Raw genomic sequence first — 14682 nt, 5'->3', positions numbered from 1 at the left:
GGTGCTCTCGGCCCGCTCTCGCGCCGACGTCACGCGTTGACCGGCTCCGGCTCCGTAGGGGTCGTCGGGGCCGGGGTGCCGGGGCGACGGCTGCGGGCCTCCAGCCACAGGGAGAGGGCGAGCAGTGCGGTGCCGAGTCCGAGGAAGCCCCAGGGCAGATAGGAGGTGAGCAACAGGACCAGGGTGCGGTTCTTCTTGATCAGCGCGACCGTGTGGTCGACGTAGTCCTCGCGCATCTTCACATGACCGGAGAAGGCGGTGATCTTGTCTTGGCCGAACAGAGCCGTGGCGTTGCGGAGTTCCTCCTGGTGGATCTCCTCGCCGTTGACCGGTCCGCCGGTCACGGGGTCGACCCAGAACATCCGCTTGGTGGTGTACCACCGGGTCAGGCCGGTCTGCTTGGCGACTTCGGGGGTGACGCCGAGGGGCATGGCCTTGGGGAAGGGGATCTGGGTCCAGGGGACGATCTCCTCGAAGTAGTAGACCTTCAGGCCGTGGAAGGTGGTCGTGCCCTTGTAGTGGATGGGAGCGGTGGTGCGGCTCTGGGCGTCGAAGTACTCGTAGTCCCGCTTCTCGGTGAGGAAGGGGAATTTGAACTCGACGCCCCCGCGCTTGACCGGGTCGCCGTCGACCATCTCGCCGGTGGCGTGGACCGGGGCCTGGCTGTGGGCGTCGAAGACATAGCGCTCGGGGATCTTGGAGACGAACTGGCCCTTGTCGTCGAGGACATACGACAGGGCGTCCCAGACGACGACGTCCTTGCCCGCGGTTTTCTCGATCTTCCGGGACTCCTCGACGTTGCCCTTGAGGGTCTGCACGACGGTCACCTTGGGGACCGTCACGGACTTGAGCCGGCTGTAGTCGAGGAGGGTGGCGTTCTTCGCCTCCAGGACCGTCTCCTGGTACTGGCTGGGCGGGACCTTGGCGAGCCGGGGGAAGGCATACCAGCGCAGCAGCGGGGAGAGCGCCGTGAAGAAGACGGCGAGGGCTAGCAGGATCAGGCTGGCTTTGCGTCGCATGCGGCCGGCTCTCCTCTACTTCCCGGGCGGAATGGCCCCGGGGGCGGTGGGGGCGGTGGTGAGCAGGGGCTTGGGCGAGGTGGTGCCCTCGGGGCCGCCGATCGCCGAGACGGTCAGGACGAGGGCGAGGGCGGCGGCGAGCCCGATGGCCGCGGCGACGAGGGCGCGCATGCTCGGCCTCCCGGAGCTGATGGGGCGTCAGGATTGGGGCACCGTAGCAACGCGGGGGTGAGATGAGAACACGTGGGACCGCCCCCGCTGCACTTGCGGCGGCGGGAGCGGTCCGGAGACGACGGCGGCGGAGCGCCGCGGGAAGGGAGGCGGTCAGGCGACCTTGAGCTGGATGTCGAGGGTGGCGCCGCCCGGGGTGGTGAGACGGAGCACGAAGGTGCCGGTCTGGCCGTCCGCGTAGATCTTGGGAAGCCGCAGCACACCGTTGGCGTCGGCCTTCAGATCCTTGAGGGACCGGATCGGGTTGCCCTTGTCGTCCTTGAAGTAGGGGCCCTTGTCGTTGACCTTGGGGTCGGCGGCCGGAGCGCCGGCGGCGGGTGCCTCCGGGGTGACGATCATCGCGGCGGCGACCGCGATGCCCGGGACGACGGCTCCCTTGTACGTGGCCTTGACCTCCACGTAGTTGGCGAACTCGGCGCCGGGGGCGGCCGTCAGCTCCTTGGTGTCGGTGCGCGCCAGGGCGTCGGCCTGGCGGGCCTTGACGGTCGCGGTCCACTTGATCTCGGGCAGGGTGGTGCCGACGACGGTGGCCCGGACGGTGAAGGTGCCGGTCTGCTCGCCCGCCACCAGCGCGGGGGCGGTGGCGCGGCCGTCGGTGCCGGTGGCAACCGTGACCTGGGTGGCGCCGCCCGGGAAGCGGGCGTCGGTGGCGCCGATGACCTGGAAGCGGACGGTCGCCTTGCCCATCGGCCGGCCGAACTGGTCCTTGACGCTCACCTTGGACTGCCCGGCGAACGAGGAGCCCGCGGTGGCCGTCAGGGGTGCGGTGCCCGCGTCCTCGAACGTGCTCGCCTTCTTCGACGGCAGCGGCCTGGGCGTGCCGGGCTGGCTCGGGGTGGGCCTGGAGGGCTCCGGGTGCGTCGGCGTCGGGCCCGGCTTGGACGGCGTGGGCTTCGGCGTCGGGCCGGGAGTCGACGGGTGCGGGGTCGGGACCGTGCCGGAGGGCCGGCGGACCGGGATGTCGCTGCGGCTGCCCGGCAGCACGCCCGTACCGTTCGGGATCTCGTGCGTGCCGCGCTTGTAGTAGTCGAACCACGAGAGGACCGTGCTCAGGTACTCCTGCGAGTGGTTGTAGCTGAGCACCGCCTTGTCCAGGTTGGACTGGACGGCCAGGTCGCGGTTGCCGCAGAGGTAGTAGGCGGTGGCGAGCGAGGCGTCGTAGATGTTGTTGGGGTCCTTGCGGCCGTCGCCGTTGCCGTCGCGGCCGGAGGTCGCCCAGGTGGAGGGGATGAACTGCATGGGGCCGACGGCGCGGTCGTGGACCGTGTCGCCGTCGTAGGAGCCGCCGTCGGTGTCGGTGATGTTCTCAAAGCCGACGCCGTTGAGGACGGGGCCCAGGATCGGACTGAGCGTGGTGCCGTTGGCGTCGACGCGGCCGCCGTTGGCCTGGCCGGACTCGACCTTGCCGATGGCCGCGAGTATCTGCCAGGGGAGGTGGCAGGAGGCCCGGTCGCGGGCGAGTTCGGCCTCGGCCTTCTTGTAGGCGTCGAGGACGGTCGCGGGTATGCCCTGCTGGTCGGCGCCGATGACGGGCGAGCCGGTGGTCGGGGCGCCCGGCGGGTTCGGGGAGACGAGGGGCGGGAGGTCCGTGTAGTACGGCGAGTTGCCGCTGGCGGGGGCTCCGGGGGGAGGCGTCGGGGTGCCGGACGCCGCGTGTTCGCCCGCCGGGCCGTTGGCCAGGACGCCGGGTCCCTGGGAGGCGGAGAGCGCCGCCACCGCCGCCGCGGCCACAGCGGTCGTGGTCGCTCCCTTGCGCAGCCGTCGCCCGATCTGCGGTGCCATACGTCCAGCCCCTCCCCGTGGTCAGCAGTCGCGCTCCCCAGCGCAGGCTTCAGGAGACCCTAACGGACCCACTGGGTGTGGCGACACCGCCCCCTGACCCTTATTCACCTTTTCACCGCTTCATCACCTGAGAGCTGCCCCGATATGGCGGAGAACCGGTTCCTCTTTACCGTGCACGGGCTTCCCCACCCACGGGCTACCGCCCACCGGCTTACCGCACCCGGCTCCCGTACATGGTCCTGCCCGCCGGGTGCGGCACCCGGCGGGCAGGTCCTCGGAGCCTCGGAGCCCAGTCGTCCGAGCCCGGTCGTCCGGGCCCGGCGCTCAGTGCGCGGCGGACTCCCAGTCGGCGCCCGAGCCCACCGAGACGTCCAGCGGGGCGCGCAGGGACGCCGCCGAGGCCATCTCGCGGCGGACCAGGGCCTCGACCTTCTTGCGCTCCCCCGGCGCGACCTCCAGGACGATTTCGTCGTGGACCTGGAGCAGCAGACGGGAGCCCAGGCCCGCCTCGGTCAGGGCGCGGTCCACCTTGAGCATGGCGACCTTGACGATGTCCGCCGCCGTGCCCTGGATCGGGGCGTTGAGCGCCATCCGCTCGGCCATCTCGCGGCGCTGGCGGTTGTCGCTGTTGAGGTCCGGCAGATAGCGGCGGCGGCCGAGCATCGTCTCCGTGTAACCGGTCGCCCTGGCCTCCTCCACCACGCGCTGAAGGTAGTCCCGTACGCCGCCGAAGCGTTCGAAGAACGTGTCCATCAGACCGCGTGCCTCGCCGGCCTCGATGTTCAGCTGCTGGGAGAGGCCGAACGCCGAGAGGCCATAGGCGAGGCCGTACGACATCGCCTTGATCTTGCGGCGCATCTCCGGGTCGACGTGGGCCTTGTCGACGCCGAAGACCTGGGACGCCACGGTCGTGTGCAGGTCCTCGCCCGAGGTGAAGGCCTCGATGAGGCCCTCGTCCTCCGAGAGGTGGGCCATCACCCGGAGCTCGATCTGGCTGTAGTCGGCGGTGAGCAGCGACTCGAAGCCCTCGCCGACGACGAAGCCGCGGCGGATTGCGCGGCCCTCGTCCGTACGCACCGGAATGTTCTGGAGGTTGGGGTCGGTCGAGGAGAGGCGGCCGGTCGCCGCGACCGTCTGGTTGAAGGTGGTGTGGATGCGACCGTCCGCCGCGGTGGTCTTGATCAGACCCTCGACGGTGACCCGCAGCTTCGCCTGCTCGCGGTGGCGCAGCATGATGACCGGCAGCTCGTGCTCGGTCTGGGCGGCGAGCCACGCCAGCGCGTCCGCGTCCGTCGTGTAGCCCGTCTTCGTCTTCTTGGTCTTGGGCAGCGCCAGCTCGCCGAAGAGGACTTCCTGGAGCTGCTTGGGCGAGCCGAGGTTGAACTCGTGGCCCACCGCGGCGTGCGCCTCCTTCACGGCCTGCTGCACCGCGCCCGCGAACTGCTGCTCCATGGCCTCCAGATGGGCGCGGTCGGCCGCGATGCCGTACCGCTCCATCTTGGCGAGGAGGGCCGAGGTGGGCAGCTCCACGTCGTGGAGCAGGTCGGCCGCGCCGACCTCCTTGAGGCGCTCGGTGAAGGCGTCGCCCAGGTCCAGGACCGCGCGCGCCTGGGTCATCAGGGCCTCGGCCTCGGCCTGGTCGTCGGCGCCGAAGGCGAGCTGGCCGTGGGCGGCCGCCGGGGCGAGCTCGCGGCCCAGGTACTCCACGGACAGCGCGTCCAGGGCGAAGGAGCGGCGGCCGGGCTTGACCAGGTACGCGGCGAGCGCCGTGTCCATGGTGACGCCCGCGACGCTCCAGCCGTGCTCGGGGAAGACCCGCATCGCGGCCTTCGCGTTGTGCAGGACCTTCGGCTTGGCGGCGTCCGAGATCCAGGCGGCGAAGGCGCGTTCGTCGGCTTCGTCGAGCTCGGAGGGGTCGAACCAGGCGGCGGGGCCGTCGGCGGCGGCCAGCGCGATCTCGCTGACGCTGCCCGTGCCGAGCGCCCAGGCGTCGACGGTGGCCACGCCCAGCGGCCCGGAGCCGTGCTCGGCGAGCCACGGGGCGAGCTCGCCCGCGCTCAGGACCGTGCCGTCGAGCTCCACGCCGGCGGCGGGGGCGGGGGCCTCCTCCTCGCCCGCGCCCGGGTCGACCGCGAGCAGCCGCTCGCGCAGGGACGCGTTGCGGATCTCCAGCACGTCCAGGACGCCGATCAGCGCCGTCCTGTCGTACGGCGCGCGCTCCAGGTCGGCCGGGGTCCTGTCCAGCTCCACGTCGCGCACCATCTCGGTGAGGCGGCGGTTGAGGCTGACGGACTCCAGGTGGTCCCTGAAGTTCTGCCCGGCCTTGCCCTTGACCTCGTCGGCGCGCGCGACCAGCTGCTCGAAGGAGCCGAACTGGTTGATCCACTTCGCGGCGGTCTTCTCGCCCACGCCGGGGATGCCCGGCAGGTTGTCGGACGGGTCGCCGCGCAGCGCCGCGAAGTCCGGGTACTGCTGCGGGGTCAGGCCGTACTTCTCCTCGACCTTCTCCGGGGTGAAGCGGGTCAGCTCGGAGACGCCCTTGGTGGGGTAGAGCACCGTCACGTGCTCGGAGACGAGCTGGAAGGAGTCGCGGTCGCCGGTGACGATGAGGACCTCGAAGCCCTCGGCCTCGGCCTGGGTGGCGAGCGTCGCGATGATGTCGTCGGCCTCGAAGCCGTCGGTCGCGAAGCGCGGTGCGTTCATCGCGTCCAGGAGCTCGCCGATCAGCTCGACCTGGCCCTTGAACTCGTCGGGGGTCTTGGAGCGGTTCGCCTTGTACTCCGGGAACTCCTCGGAGCGCCAGGTCTTGCGCGACACGTCGAACGCCACCGCGAAGTGTGTGGGCGTCTCGTCACGCAGCGTGTTCGCCAGCATCGACATGAAGCCGTACACGGCGTTGGTCGGCTGACCTGCGCCGGTCGTGAAGTTCTCCGCGGGCAGCGCGAAGAACGCCCGGTACGCCAGGGAGTGCCCGTCCATGAGGAGCAGGCGCGGTCGGTTGTCAGGGGTCTTCTTCGATGCTGTCTCAGCCACGTCCCCGATCCTGCCACGCCCCACTGACAATCCCCGCCAGTGCGGAGCGGGGACCGCGCCGGGGCCGTTGTCAGTGGTCCGTGACAGGATCGGAACCGTACGTATCGCACACGTCGCTCGAAGGGGAGCGCCATGGCCACCAAGCCGCCCGCAGGGGATCCGGTTCAGGACGCGCCGCAGGTCGCGCCGCCCAAGCACGCCGCCGCCGGACTCCCCGCCATCGGGTACACGGCGCTGATGGCCCAGCAGCAGATGGGCGTGGCCCGGGCCACGCGGACGCTGCTGAAGGTCAACCAGAAGGACGGGTTCGACTGTCCGGGCTGCGCCTGGCCGGAGGGCGACAAGCGGCACGTCGCGGAGTTCTGCGAGAACGGGGCGAAGGCGGTCGCCGAGGAGGCGACGCTGCGCCGCGTCACCCCCGACTTCTTCGCCGCGCACCCCCTCTCCGACCTCGCGGGCCGCAGTGGGTACTGGCTGGGCCAGCAGGGCCGGATCACCCAGCCGATGTACTTGCCGGAGGGCGCGGAGCGTTACGAGGCGGTGACCTGGGAGCGGGCGTTCGAGATCATCGCGGACGAGCTGAAGGCGCTGGACTCGCCGGACGAGGCGCTCTTCTACACCTCGGGCCGCACCAGCAACGAGGCGGCGTTCCTGCTCCAGCTCTTCGCGCGCGAGTTCGGCACCAACAACCTGCCGGACTGCTCCAACATGTGCCACGAGTCGTCGGGCTCGGCGCTTACCGAGACCATCGGCATCGGCAAGGGCAGTGTCTCCCTGGAGGACCTGCACCAGGCCGACCTGATCATCGTCGCCGGGCAGAACCCGGGCACGAACCACCCCCGGATGCTCTCGGCCCTGGAGCAGGCCAAGGCGGCGGGCGCGAAGATCATCTCGGTGAACCCGCTGCCCGAGGCGGGCATGGAGCGCTTCAAGAACCCGCAGACCGCCAAGGGCCTCGCGCTCGGCGGCCAGGCGCTCAACGACCTCTTCCTGCAGATCCGCATCGGCGGCGACCAGGCCCTGTTCCGCCTGCTCAACAAGCTGATCGTGGAGACCGAGGGGGCTGTGGACGAGTTGTTCGTCCGCGAACACACCCATGGGTACGAGGAGTTCGCCGCGGCCGCCCGGCAGGCCGACTGGGACGAGACGCTGGCCGCGACCGGGCTCACGCGCGCGGAGATCGAGCAGGCGCTGTCCATGGCGCTCGCCTCCAAGCGCACCATCGTCTGCTGGGCGATGGGCCTGACCCAGCACAAGCACGCGGTGGCGACCATCCGGGAAGTGGTCAACTTCCTTCTGCTGCGCGGCAACATCGGTCGCACCGGAGCGGGCGTCTGCCCGGTGCGCGGCCATTCGAACGTGCAGGGCGACCGCACCATGGGCATCTTCGAGCGGCCCGCGCCCGCGTTCCTCGACGCCCTGGAGAAGGAGTTCGGCTTCGCGCCGCCGCGCCACCACGGGTATGACGTGGTGCGCTCCATCGAGGCGCTGCGCGACGGCAAGGCGAAGGTGTTCTTCGCCATGGGCGGCAACTTCGTGGGGGCCACGCCCGACACCGAGGTCACCGAGGCCGCGATGCGCCGCGCCTCGCTGACCGTCCATGTGTCGACCAAGCTCAACCGTTCGCACGCGGTCACCGGGCGGCGCGCCCTGATCCTGCCGACGCTCGGGCGCACCGACAAGGACGTCCGCAAGAGCGCTCCCGGCAAGAAGGACACCGTGCAGTTCGTGACCGTCGAGGACTCGATGGGTCTGGTGCACTCCTCGCGCGGCAACCTCAAGCCCGCGAGCCCGCATCTGCTCTCCGAGCCCGCCATCGTCGCCCGCCTCGCGCGCGCCACGCTCGGCGCGGGGTCCAGGGTGAACTGGGAGGAGTTCGAGAAGGACTACGCGACGATCCGCGACCGCATCGCACGCGTGATCCCCGGCTTCGAGGACTTCAACGCGCGCGTGGCGAAGCCCGGCGGCTTCCGGCTGCCGCACGCGCCGCGCGACGAGCGGCGCTTCCCGACGGCGACCGGCAAGGCCAACTTCACGGCCGCGCCGGTGGAGTATCCGACGGTGCCCGAGGGCCGGCTGCTCCTCCAGACCCTGCGCTCGCACGACCAGTACAACACCACGATCTACGGCCTGGACGACCGGTACCGGGGCATCAAGGGCGGCCGCCGGGTGGTGCTCGTGAACCCCGAGGACGCGCGCGAACTGGGGCTGGCGGACGGTTCGTACGCGGACCTGGTCAGTGAGTGGAAGGACGGCGTGGAGCGGCGGGCGCCCGGCTTCCGGGTCGTGTACTACCCGACGACGCGGGGGTGCGCGGCGGCGTACTACCCGGAGACCAACGTCCTGGTGCCGCTGGACTCCACGGCGGACACCAGTAACACCCCTGCCAGCAAGTCCGTGATCGTGCGTCTGGAACAATCGGCGCCCGTCTAAGCGTTCGCTCAGACAGGCCTGCCGGACAGGCGGCCGGATGGAACCGGACCACGATCGGAGTCCCGCCCATGGGTGAGCAGAGCAAGGTGAAGTTCCCGCAGGAGGTCATCGACGAGTACGCGGCGCTGGGCATCGACCTGCCCGCGCTGTTCTCCGCGGGGCACCTCGGCACCCGGATGGGCATCCAGGTCCTGGAGGCCTCGGCGGAGCGCGTCGTCGCCACGATGCCGGTCGAGGGCAACACCCAGCCGTACGGGCTGCTGCATGGCGGGGCGTCGGCCGTGCTGGCCGAGACGCTGGGGTCGGTGGGCTCGATGCTGCACGGGGGGAGCTCGAAGATCGCGGTGGGGGTCGACCTGAACTGCACGCATCACCGGGGGGTGCGGAGTGGGCTGGTCACGGGGGTGGCTACGCCGGTGCACCGGGGGCGCTCCACGGCGACGTACGAGATCGTGATCACGGATGAGCAGGACAAGCGGGTCTGTACGGCGCGGCTGACGTGTCTGCTGCGGGACGCGGAGGGGGCGGCTCGGGGCTGACGGGTTGGAGGCCCCCACCCCGCCCCTTCCCTAAACCCTCCGGGGGTGGGGGGAGGGGTTGCTCCCCGGGGGGCCTCGCCCCCAGGCCCCCCGGGCGGGGGCTACGCCCCCTGCACCCCGCCACGGGGCTCCGCCCCGGACCGGCGGGTTGGGCGGTACGCCGCGGAGGCGGCGGCTCGGGGCTGACGGGTTGGAGGCCCCCGCCCCGCCCCTTCCCCAAACCCTCCGGGGGTCTGGGAGGGGTTCCTCCCCGGGGGCGCCGCCCCCAGGCCCCCGGGCGGGGGCTGCGCCCCCTGCACCCCGCCACGGGGCTCCGCCCCGGACCCCGACGGGCCGGACGGCACCAGGCCACACCCGGCGCCCGGGCACCCCCGCCATCCCCTGGGGCTCCGCCCCACGACCCGCCCCTCAAGCGCCGGAGAGGCCGGAGGTGCCTAAGGGGCGCGGGGAACGGCGCGACCAGCCACAGACGGCCCGCAGACACAAGCGCACCGCCGCCGCCCCCACCCCACCCCCCCAACCCCCTTAACCGTCACACCAGTTGTGTCACCGATCGTGACCCCCTACCGTTCCCGTCATGGCGAGTCCAGCGGGAACCGGACACCGTGGTGGGCGGCGGTACGCGGCGTTCCGGTTGGCCGGGTGTGCCGTCGGCGGCTTCGTCTTCGTCGCCGCCACCGCCGTCGGGTGTTCCGGCGGGAAGGGGAGCGAGGGGCGGAACGCCACCTCCGTCACTCCCGTCCCGGCACCTTCCACCAGCACCCCGGAGGAGGACTGCCGGCGGCTGGTCGAGTACTGGGCGCGGGCGATGATCCAGGGCAACCGCTGGTCGGGCCTCGACTGGGAGCAGAAGGGGTTCTCGATCGACCAGCACATGATCCACGAGCGGGTCGTCGCGGCCGCGCGCGATGAGCAGCGCGCACACGGCACGGAGGCCGCGCTTCAGCTGATAGGGCGTCAGGCACGGCAGGAGTGCACCGCGCGTCACGGCGCCCTGGGAGGTGGTCGGCACTAGCTCCGCGACGGAGGTTGGCCACAGAGGTCCGTAGCGGTCCACACCGACCTTCCAGCCACTCCCGATCGTAACGCTCCGTAACTCGGGCGAAATGGATAAACGGGATCCAGCCCTCCGGGGCGCATTCACAAGATCATCACCGGAATCCGGAACCGCGGGAATCACCGCAGGTGGGGCGGGCACCCCCACCGCACCCCCCTGTCAGTAGCAAGATCGGCTCAAGCCCCTTAGCGGAACTGGGAATTCTCAGCATGTGGGCACTCTTGGGGCTCAGCAATGCCCCCATCTGTCCATAGAGCTCCCCCAGCCGTGTCCGCTCGTCATAACAAGAAAGTCACATCCTGACCTTCCCTGGTCCCGGCTCAGCAACCTGCGCCTAGAGTCACGGCCAGTCACCGCGCCGCCGGGCGCGTCTGCTGCACGGCACCTGTACCACCCCAGTACGGCCCGGCGAGTCACACGACGCCTCAGCGGAGGCGTCGCGCCAGGGAGAGGACATATCGTGCGACACCGTTCCTTGCTCATACTCACCACCGTGCTCACCACGGGGGCTCTCACCCTCACCGCGTGCGGTTCGCGCGACAAGAAGGACGACAACGGCGGCGGCAAGACGACGACCGTGGTCATCGGTGTGGACGCGCCCCTGACCGGCCAGAACTCCGCCACCGGCCTCGGCATCCAGTACGGCGTACAGATAGCCGTCGACGACGCCAACGCCAAGAACCTGGTCCCGGGCGTCAAGTTCGCGGTCAAGGCCCTGGACGACAAGGCGCTGCCGCCGACCGGCCAGCAGAACGCCACCGCGCTCGTCGCCAACAAGGACGTCCTCGGTGTCGTCGGCCCGCTGAACTCCGGCGTCGCCCAGACGATGCAGCAGGTCTTCGCCAACGCCAACCTCGTCGAGATCTCCCCCTCGAACACCAACCCCACCCTGACCCAGGGCAAGGACTGGGCGGCCGGGAACAAGACCCGCCCGTTCAAGACCTACTTCCGTACCGCCACCACCGACGCCATCCAGGGTGGCTTCGCCGCGGACTACGCGGTCAACACGATGAAGAAGAAGAGCGTCTTCGTCGTCGACGACAAGCAGACCTACGGCGCCGGCCTGGCCGCGCTCTTCAAGCAGGGCTTCGTCAAGGCGGGCGGCAAGGTCGCGGGCGAGGACCACGTCAACGTGGGCGACAAGGACTTCGCGAGCCTCGTCACCAAGATCAAGAACTCGGGTGCGGACCTCGTCTACTACGGCGGGCAGTACGACGAGGCGCAGATCGTCACCAAGCAGCTCAAGGACGCGGGCACCAAGCTCCCGCTCTTCGGCGGCGACGGCATCTACAGCGACACCTTCATCACCACCGCCGGCAAGGCGAGCGAGGGCGACCTCGCCACCTCGGTCGGCGTGCCGGTCGACACCCTGGACAAGGCCAAGGACTTCGTCCAGAAGTACAAGGACAAGAAGTACCCGGGCGACTACGGCACCTACGGCGGCTACTCGTACGACGCGGCCACCGCGATCATCAAGGCCGTCGGCAACGTGGTGAAGGACGGCAAGGTCCCGTCCGACGCCCGTCAGCAGATCGTCGCCGAGGTCCAGAAGACGCAGTTCGACGGCATCGCCGGCCAGGTCGCCTTCGACCAGTTCGGTGACACCACCAACAAGCAGCTGACCGTCTACCAGGTCACCGACGGCAAGTGGAAGGCCGTGAAGAGCGGCACGTACAACGCCGGCTGATCCAGCCGGTCACGTACGACCCGTAGCGCCTGATCCACAGCACCCCCGCTCCACAGCACCACCGCTCAACGCTCCACCGCACGACAACAGGGCCGCGCGGCCACGACCACCCGTCATACCGCGCGGCCCGACGTCTACTCCCTGCACACTCCCCATCCACATGGAGGCCATGCGGTGCACACTCTGCCGCAACAGCTGGCCAACGGGCTGCTTCTCGGCTCGATGTACGGGCTGATCGCCATCGGCTACACGATGGTGTACGGCATCGTCCAGCTCATCAACTTCGCCCACGGCGAGATCTTCATGACCGGCGCCTTCGGCGGACTCACGGTCTACCTGTACGTGCTGCCCGACGGCATATCCATGTGGATAGCCCTCCCCCTGATGCTCATCGGCGGCGCACTCGTCTCCGTGCTCATCGCCCTGGGAGCGGAACGCTTCGCCTACCGACCACTGCGCGGCGCGCCACGCCTGGCGCCACTGATCACCGCGATCGGTCTCTCGCTCGCGCTCCAGCAGGCGGTCTTCAACTGGTACCCGAACGCCAAGAACGACGAGGTCTTCCCGCAGATCCCCGGCGGCCCCTTCCACCTCGGCTCCATCACGTTCGGCACCGGTGACATCTTCCTGATCACGGCGGCGCCGCTCTGCATGGCCGCGCTCGCCCTGTTCGTCCGCTCCTCGCGCACCGGCCGCGCCATGCAGGCCACCGCGCAGGACCCGGACACCGCCCAGCTGATGGGCATCGACACCAACCGCATCATCATGATCGCCTTCGCCATCGGTGGCCTCTTCGCCGCCGTCGCGGGCATCGCCTGGGGCCTCAAGTACGGCTCCATCAAGTACGAGATGGGCTTCCAGGCCGGTCTCAAGGCGTTCACCGCCGCCGTCCTCGGCGGCATCGGCAACATCTACGGCGCCATGATCGGCGGTGTGGTCCTCGGCCTCGCCGAGACCATGGCCAGCGCGTACATCTCCAACGTCCCCGGGATGCAGCAGCTCGGCGGCTCGGGCTGGGCCAACGTCTGGGCGTTCGTCCTCCTCATCCTCGTCCTGCTCTTCAGGCCACAAGGCCTGGTGGGCGAACGCGTCGCGGACAGGGCGTGATCGACATGACCACCAGCACCACCAAGACCGTCGCCACCCCGGCCGAGCCGCGCGGCATCGTCCCGCTGCCCGCGTCCGTCGCCCGGCCGCTCGTCGCGATCGGCGCCGTCGCCACCATCGCCTCCACCTTCCTCGCCTGGACCTGGACCTCCGAGTTCCCCGGTGACCTCACCGTCACCGGCTACCCGGCCGGGCTCCAGACCCTCACCCTGGTCGCCGGAGCACTCACCCTGCTCTACGCCCTGGCCGGCTACGGAATCCGGGGCCTGGGCTGGCTCAACCCCGGCCGCACCAACAACCCGGTACTCCTCGCCGCCGTCTCCGCGTTCGCGGTCGTCTGGTACACCGCGATCGCCATCGCCTACGACCTGGGCGGCCTGGCCAACCTGGAGCCGGGCGCGTACGTCGCGGCCGTCTCCTCCCTGCTGCCCGTCATCGGCGCGCTCGCGCTGCCGCACCCGGGCCGCTCGCTGCGCGACCACATCGCCAAGCCCGACGGCATCCCGGCCGCCGCGCCGCTGCCCAGCTGGGCCCAGCGTCTGATCATCTCGGTGGCCACCGCGCTCGGCCTGGTCGTCTTCACCTACGGCATCGGCGTCAACGACGACGAGAGCGAGACCTTCATCGGTCTGCTGCTCCTGGTCCTGTTCGGGTCGATGGCGCTGTTCGCCGCCGGACTCTTCGACCGGTTCACCGAACTCAACGCCCGGCACAAGGGATTCGCGACCACCGCGGTCTTCCTGGCCGCCGTGATCTTCCCGTTCACCCAGAGCGAGGACCACAACGCCAACCTCGGCGCCAACATCCTCATCTTCGGCACCGTCGCCCTCGGCCTCAACATCGTCGTCGGCCTCACCGGTCTGCTCGACCTCGGTTACGTGGCCTTCCTCGGCGTCGGCGCCTACGCGGCCGCGCTGGTCTCCGGCTCCGAGTTCTCCCGCTTCTCCGGCGTGCAGGTCCCGTTCTGGGCCGCCGCACTGATCGGCATGGGAGCGTCGCTCGTCTTCGGCGTCATCATCGGCGCACCAACCCTGCGACTGCGCGGCGACTACCTGGCCATCGTCACCCTCGGCTTCGGAGAGATCTTCCGGATCACCGTCAACAACCTCGACGGCGGCTCCGGCCCCAACCTCACCAACGGCCCCAACGGCATCTCCCAGATCCCCGACCTGGAGATCTTCGGGTTCAACCTCGGCGCCGCACACGACATCGCCGGACGCACCATCGGCCGCTTCGGCAACTACCTGTTCCTGATGCTGCTGATCACGGCGCTCATCGTGCTCGTCTTCAACCGCGCCGCCAACTCCCGTATCGGCCGCTCCTGGATCGCCATCCGCGAGGACGAGACCGCCGCCACCGCCATGGGCATCAACGGCTTCCGGGCCAAGCTCATCGCCTTCGCCCTGGGCGCCTCCCTCGCCGGCCTCGCGGGCACCGTCTTCGCCCACGTCAACTACAGCGTGGTGCCGAGCCCCTTCCAGTTCGCCGGCGCCGCGCCGCCCAACTCGGCCTTCCTGCTCGCGGCCGTCGTCCTCGGCGGCATGGGCACGGTCAGCGGTCCGCTCCTGGGCGCCTCGCTGCTCTACCTCATCCCCGAGAAGCTGGGCTTCCTCAAGGAGTACGAGCTCTTCGGCTTCGGCGTCGCCCTCATCCTGCTGATGCGGTTCCGCCCCGAGGGCATCGTCGCCAACCGGCGCCGCCAGCTCGAATTCCACGAGACCGGCCAACTGGACGTGCCCGAACAGGGCCTTCCGGACACCACCGTCGGCGTCACCAAGGCGGAGGCGTAACCAT

The 14682-nt window shown here is 70.2% G+C and carries 10 protein-coding genes; 6 read left to right on the top strand and 4 right to left on the bottom strand.

The window, feature by feature from the left end; genetic code table 11:
* Nucleotides 1-29 precede the first annotated feature (29 nt).
* The 4 genes from AB0G17_RS20485 to polA all read right to left on the bottom strand — a co-directional run bounded on the left by AB0G17_RS20485 (nucleotide 30) and on the right by polA (nucleotide 6065).
* Entirely contained in the window at nucleotides 30-1019 is a 990-nt protein-coding gene (locus AB0G17_RS20485; protein WP_361384377.1) for a DUF3068 domain-containing protein, read from the bottom strand.
* Nucleotides 1020-1034: 15 nt separating this feature from the next.
* Complete coding sequence (locus tag AB0G17_RS20480) at nucleotides 1035-1190, bottom strand: SPW_0924 family protein (protein ID WP_361384374.1); 156 nt, start codon at nucleotides 1188-1190, stop codon at nucleotides 1035-1037.
* A 153-nt stretch (nucleotides 1191-1343) separates the two neighbouring features.
* Nucleotides 1344-3032 carry a lytic murein transglycosylase gene (locus AB0G17_RS20475; RefSeq protein WP_361384371.1) on the bottom strand — a complete coding sequence of 563 codons (1689 nt, stop codon included), beginning with the start codon at nucleotides 3030-3032 and terminating at the stop codon, nucleotides 1344-1346.
* A 324-nt stretch (nucleotides 3033-3356) separates the two neighbouring features.
* A complete protein-coding gene (gene polA, locus AB0G17_RS20470; protein WP_361384368.1) occupies nucleotides 3357-6065 on the bottom strand; it encodes a DNA polymerase I in 2709 nt (902 codons plus the stop codon).
* Nucleotides 6066-6197: 132 nt separating this feature from the next.
* On the opposite strand from polA, the gene AB0G17_RS20465 reads away from it, so the two are divergent.
* The 6 genes from AB0G17_RS20465 to AB0G17_RS20440 all read left to right on the top strand — a co-directional run bounded on the left by AB0G17_RS20465 (nucleotide 6198) and on the right by AB0G17_RS20440 (nucleotide 14678).
* Nucleotides 6198-8498: an FdhF/YdeP family oxidoreductase gene (locus tag AB0G17_RS20465; RefSeq protein WP_361384365.1), complete on the top strand. Its 2301-nt coding sequence runs from the start codon at nucleotides 6198-6200 to the stop codon at nucleotides 8496-8498.
* Nucleotides 8499-8566: 68 nt separating this feature from the next.
* Nucleotides 8567-9037, top strand: a complete 471-nt coding sequence (locus AB0G17_RS20460) for a hotdog fold thioesterase (RefSeq protein ID WP_361384362.1) — start codon at nucleotides 8567-8569, stop codon at nucleotides 9035-9037.
* Between the two features lie 577 nt (nucleotides 9038-9614).
* Entirely contained in the window at nucleotides 9615-10052 is a 438-nt protein-coding gene (locus tag AB0G17_RS20455; protein WP_361384359.1) for a hypothetical protein, read from the top strand.
* A gap of 502 nt (nucleotides 10053-10554) precedes the next feature.
* Nucleotides 10555-11781 (top strand): branched-chain amino acid ABC transporter substrate-binding protein, encoded by a 1227-nt coding sequence (locus tag AB0G17_RS20450; RefSeq protein WP_361384356.1) that lies wholly within the window; start codon nucleotides 10555-10557, stop codon nucleotides 11779-11781.
* Nucleotides 11782-11955: 174 nt separating this feature from the next.
* The gene (locus AB0G17_RS20445) at nucleotides 11956-12888 is read left to right on the top strand and encodes a branched-chain amino acid ABC transporter permease (protein ID WP_361384353.1); all 933 of its coding nucleotides are present in this window, start codon (nucleotides 11956-11958) and stop codon (nucleotides 12886-12888) included.
* A gap of 5 nt (nucleotides 12889-12893) precedes the next feature.
* Nucleotides 12894-14678, top strand: coding sequence for a branched-chain amino acid ABC transporter permease (locus tag AB0G17_RS20440; protein ID WP_361384350.1), 1785 nt, complete (start codon nucleotides 12894-12896; stop codon nucleotides 14676-14678).
* Nucleotides 14679-14682: the final 4 nt, after the last annotated feature.

Origin of the sequence: Streptomyces sp. NPDC023838, from assembly GCF_040639555.1 — a bacterium.
In the GTDB taxonomy this organism is placed as follows: Bacteria; Actinomycetota; Actinomycetes; order Streptomycetales; family Streptomycetaceae; genus Streptomyces.
This window is presented reverse-complemented; position numbering and strand designations above follow the sequence as displayed.

Coding starts and splice junctions, on each gene's coding strand:
- AB0G17_RS20485 (WP_361384377.1), bottom strand. CDS start 1,019: ATGCGACGCAAAGCCAGCCTGATCCTGCTAGCCCTCGCCGTCTTCTTC.
- AB0G17_RS20480 (WP_361384374.1), bottom strand. CDS start 1,190: ATGCGCGCCCTCGTCGCCGCGGCCATCGGGCTCGCCGCCGCCCTCGCC.
- AB0G17_RS20475 (WP_361384371.1), bottom strand. CDS start 3,032: ATGGCACCGCAGATCGGGCGACGGCTGCGCAAGGGAGCGACCACGACC.
- AB0G17_RS20465 (WP_361384365.1), top strand. CDS start 6,198: ATGGCCACCAAGCCGCCCGCAGGGGATCCGGTTCAGGACGCGCCGCAG.
- AB0G17_RS20460 (WP_361384362.1), top strand. CDS start 8,567: ATGGGTGAGCAGAGCAAGGTGAAGTTCCCGCAGGAGGTCATCGACGAG.
- AB0G17_RS20455 (WP_361384359.1), top strand. CDS start 9,615: ATGGCGAGTCCAGCGGGAACCGGACACCGTGGTGGGCGGCGGTACGCG.
- AB0G17_RS20440 (WP_361384350.1), top strand. CDS start 12,894: ATGACCACCAGCACCACCAAGACCGTCGCCACCCCGGCCGAGCCGCGC.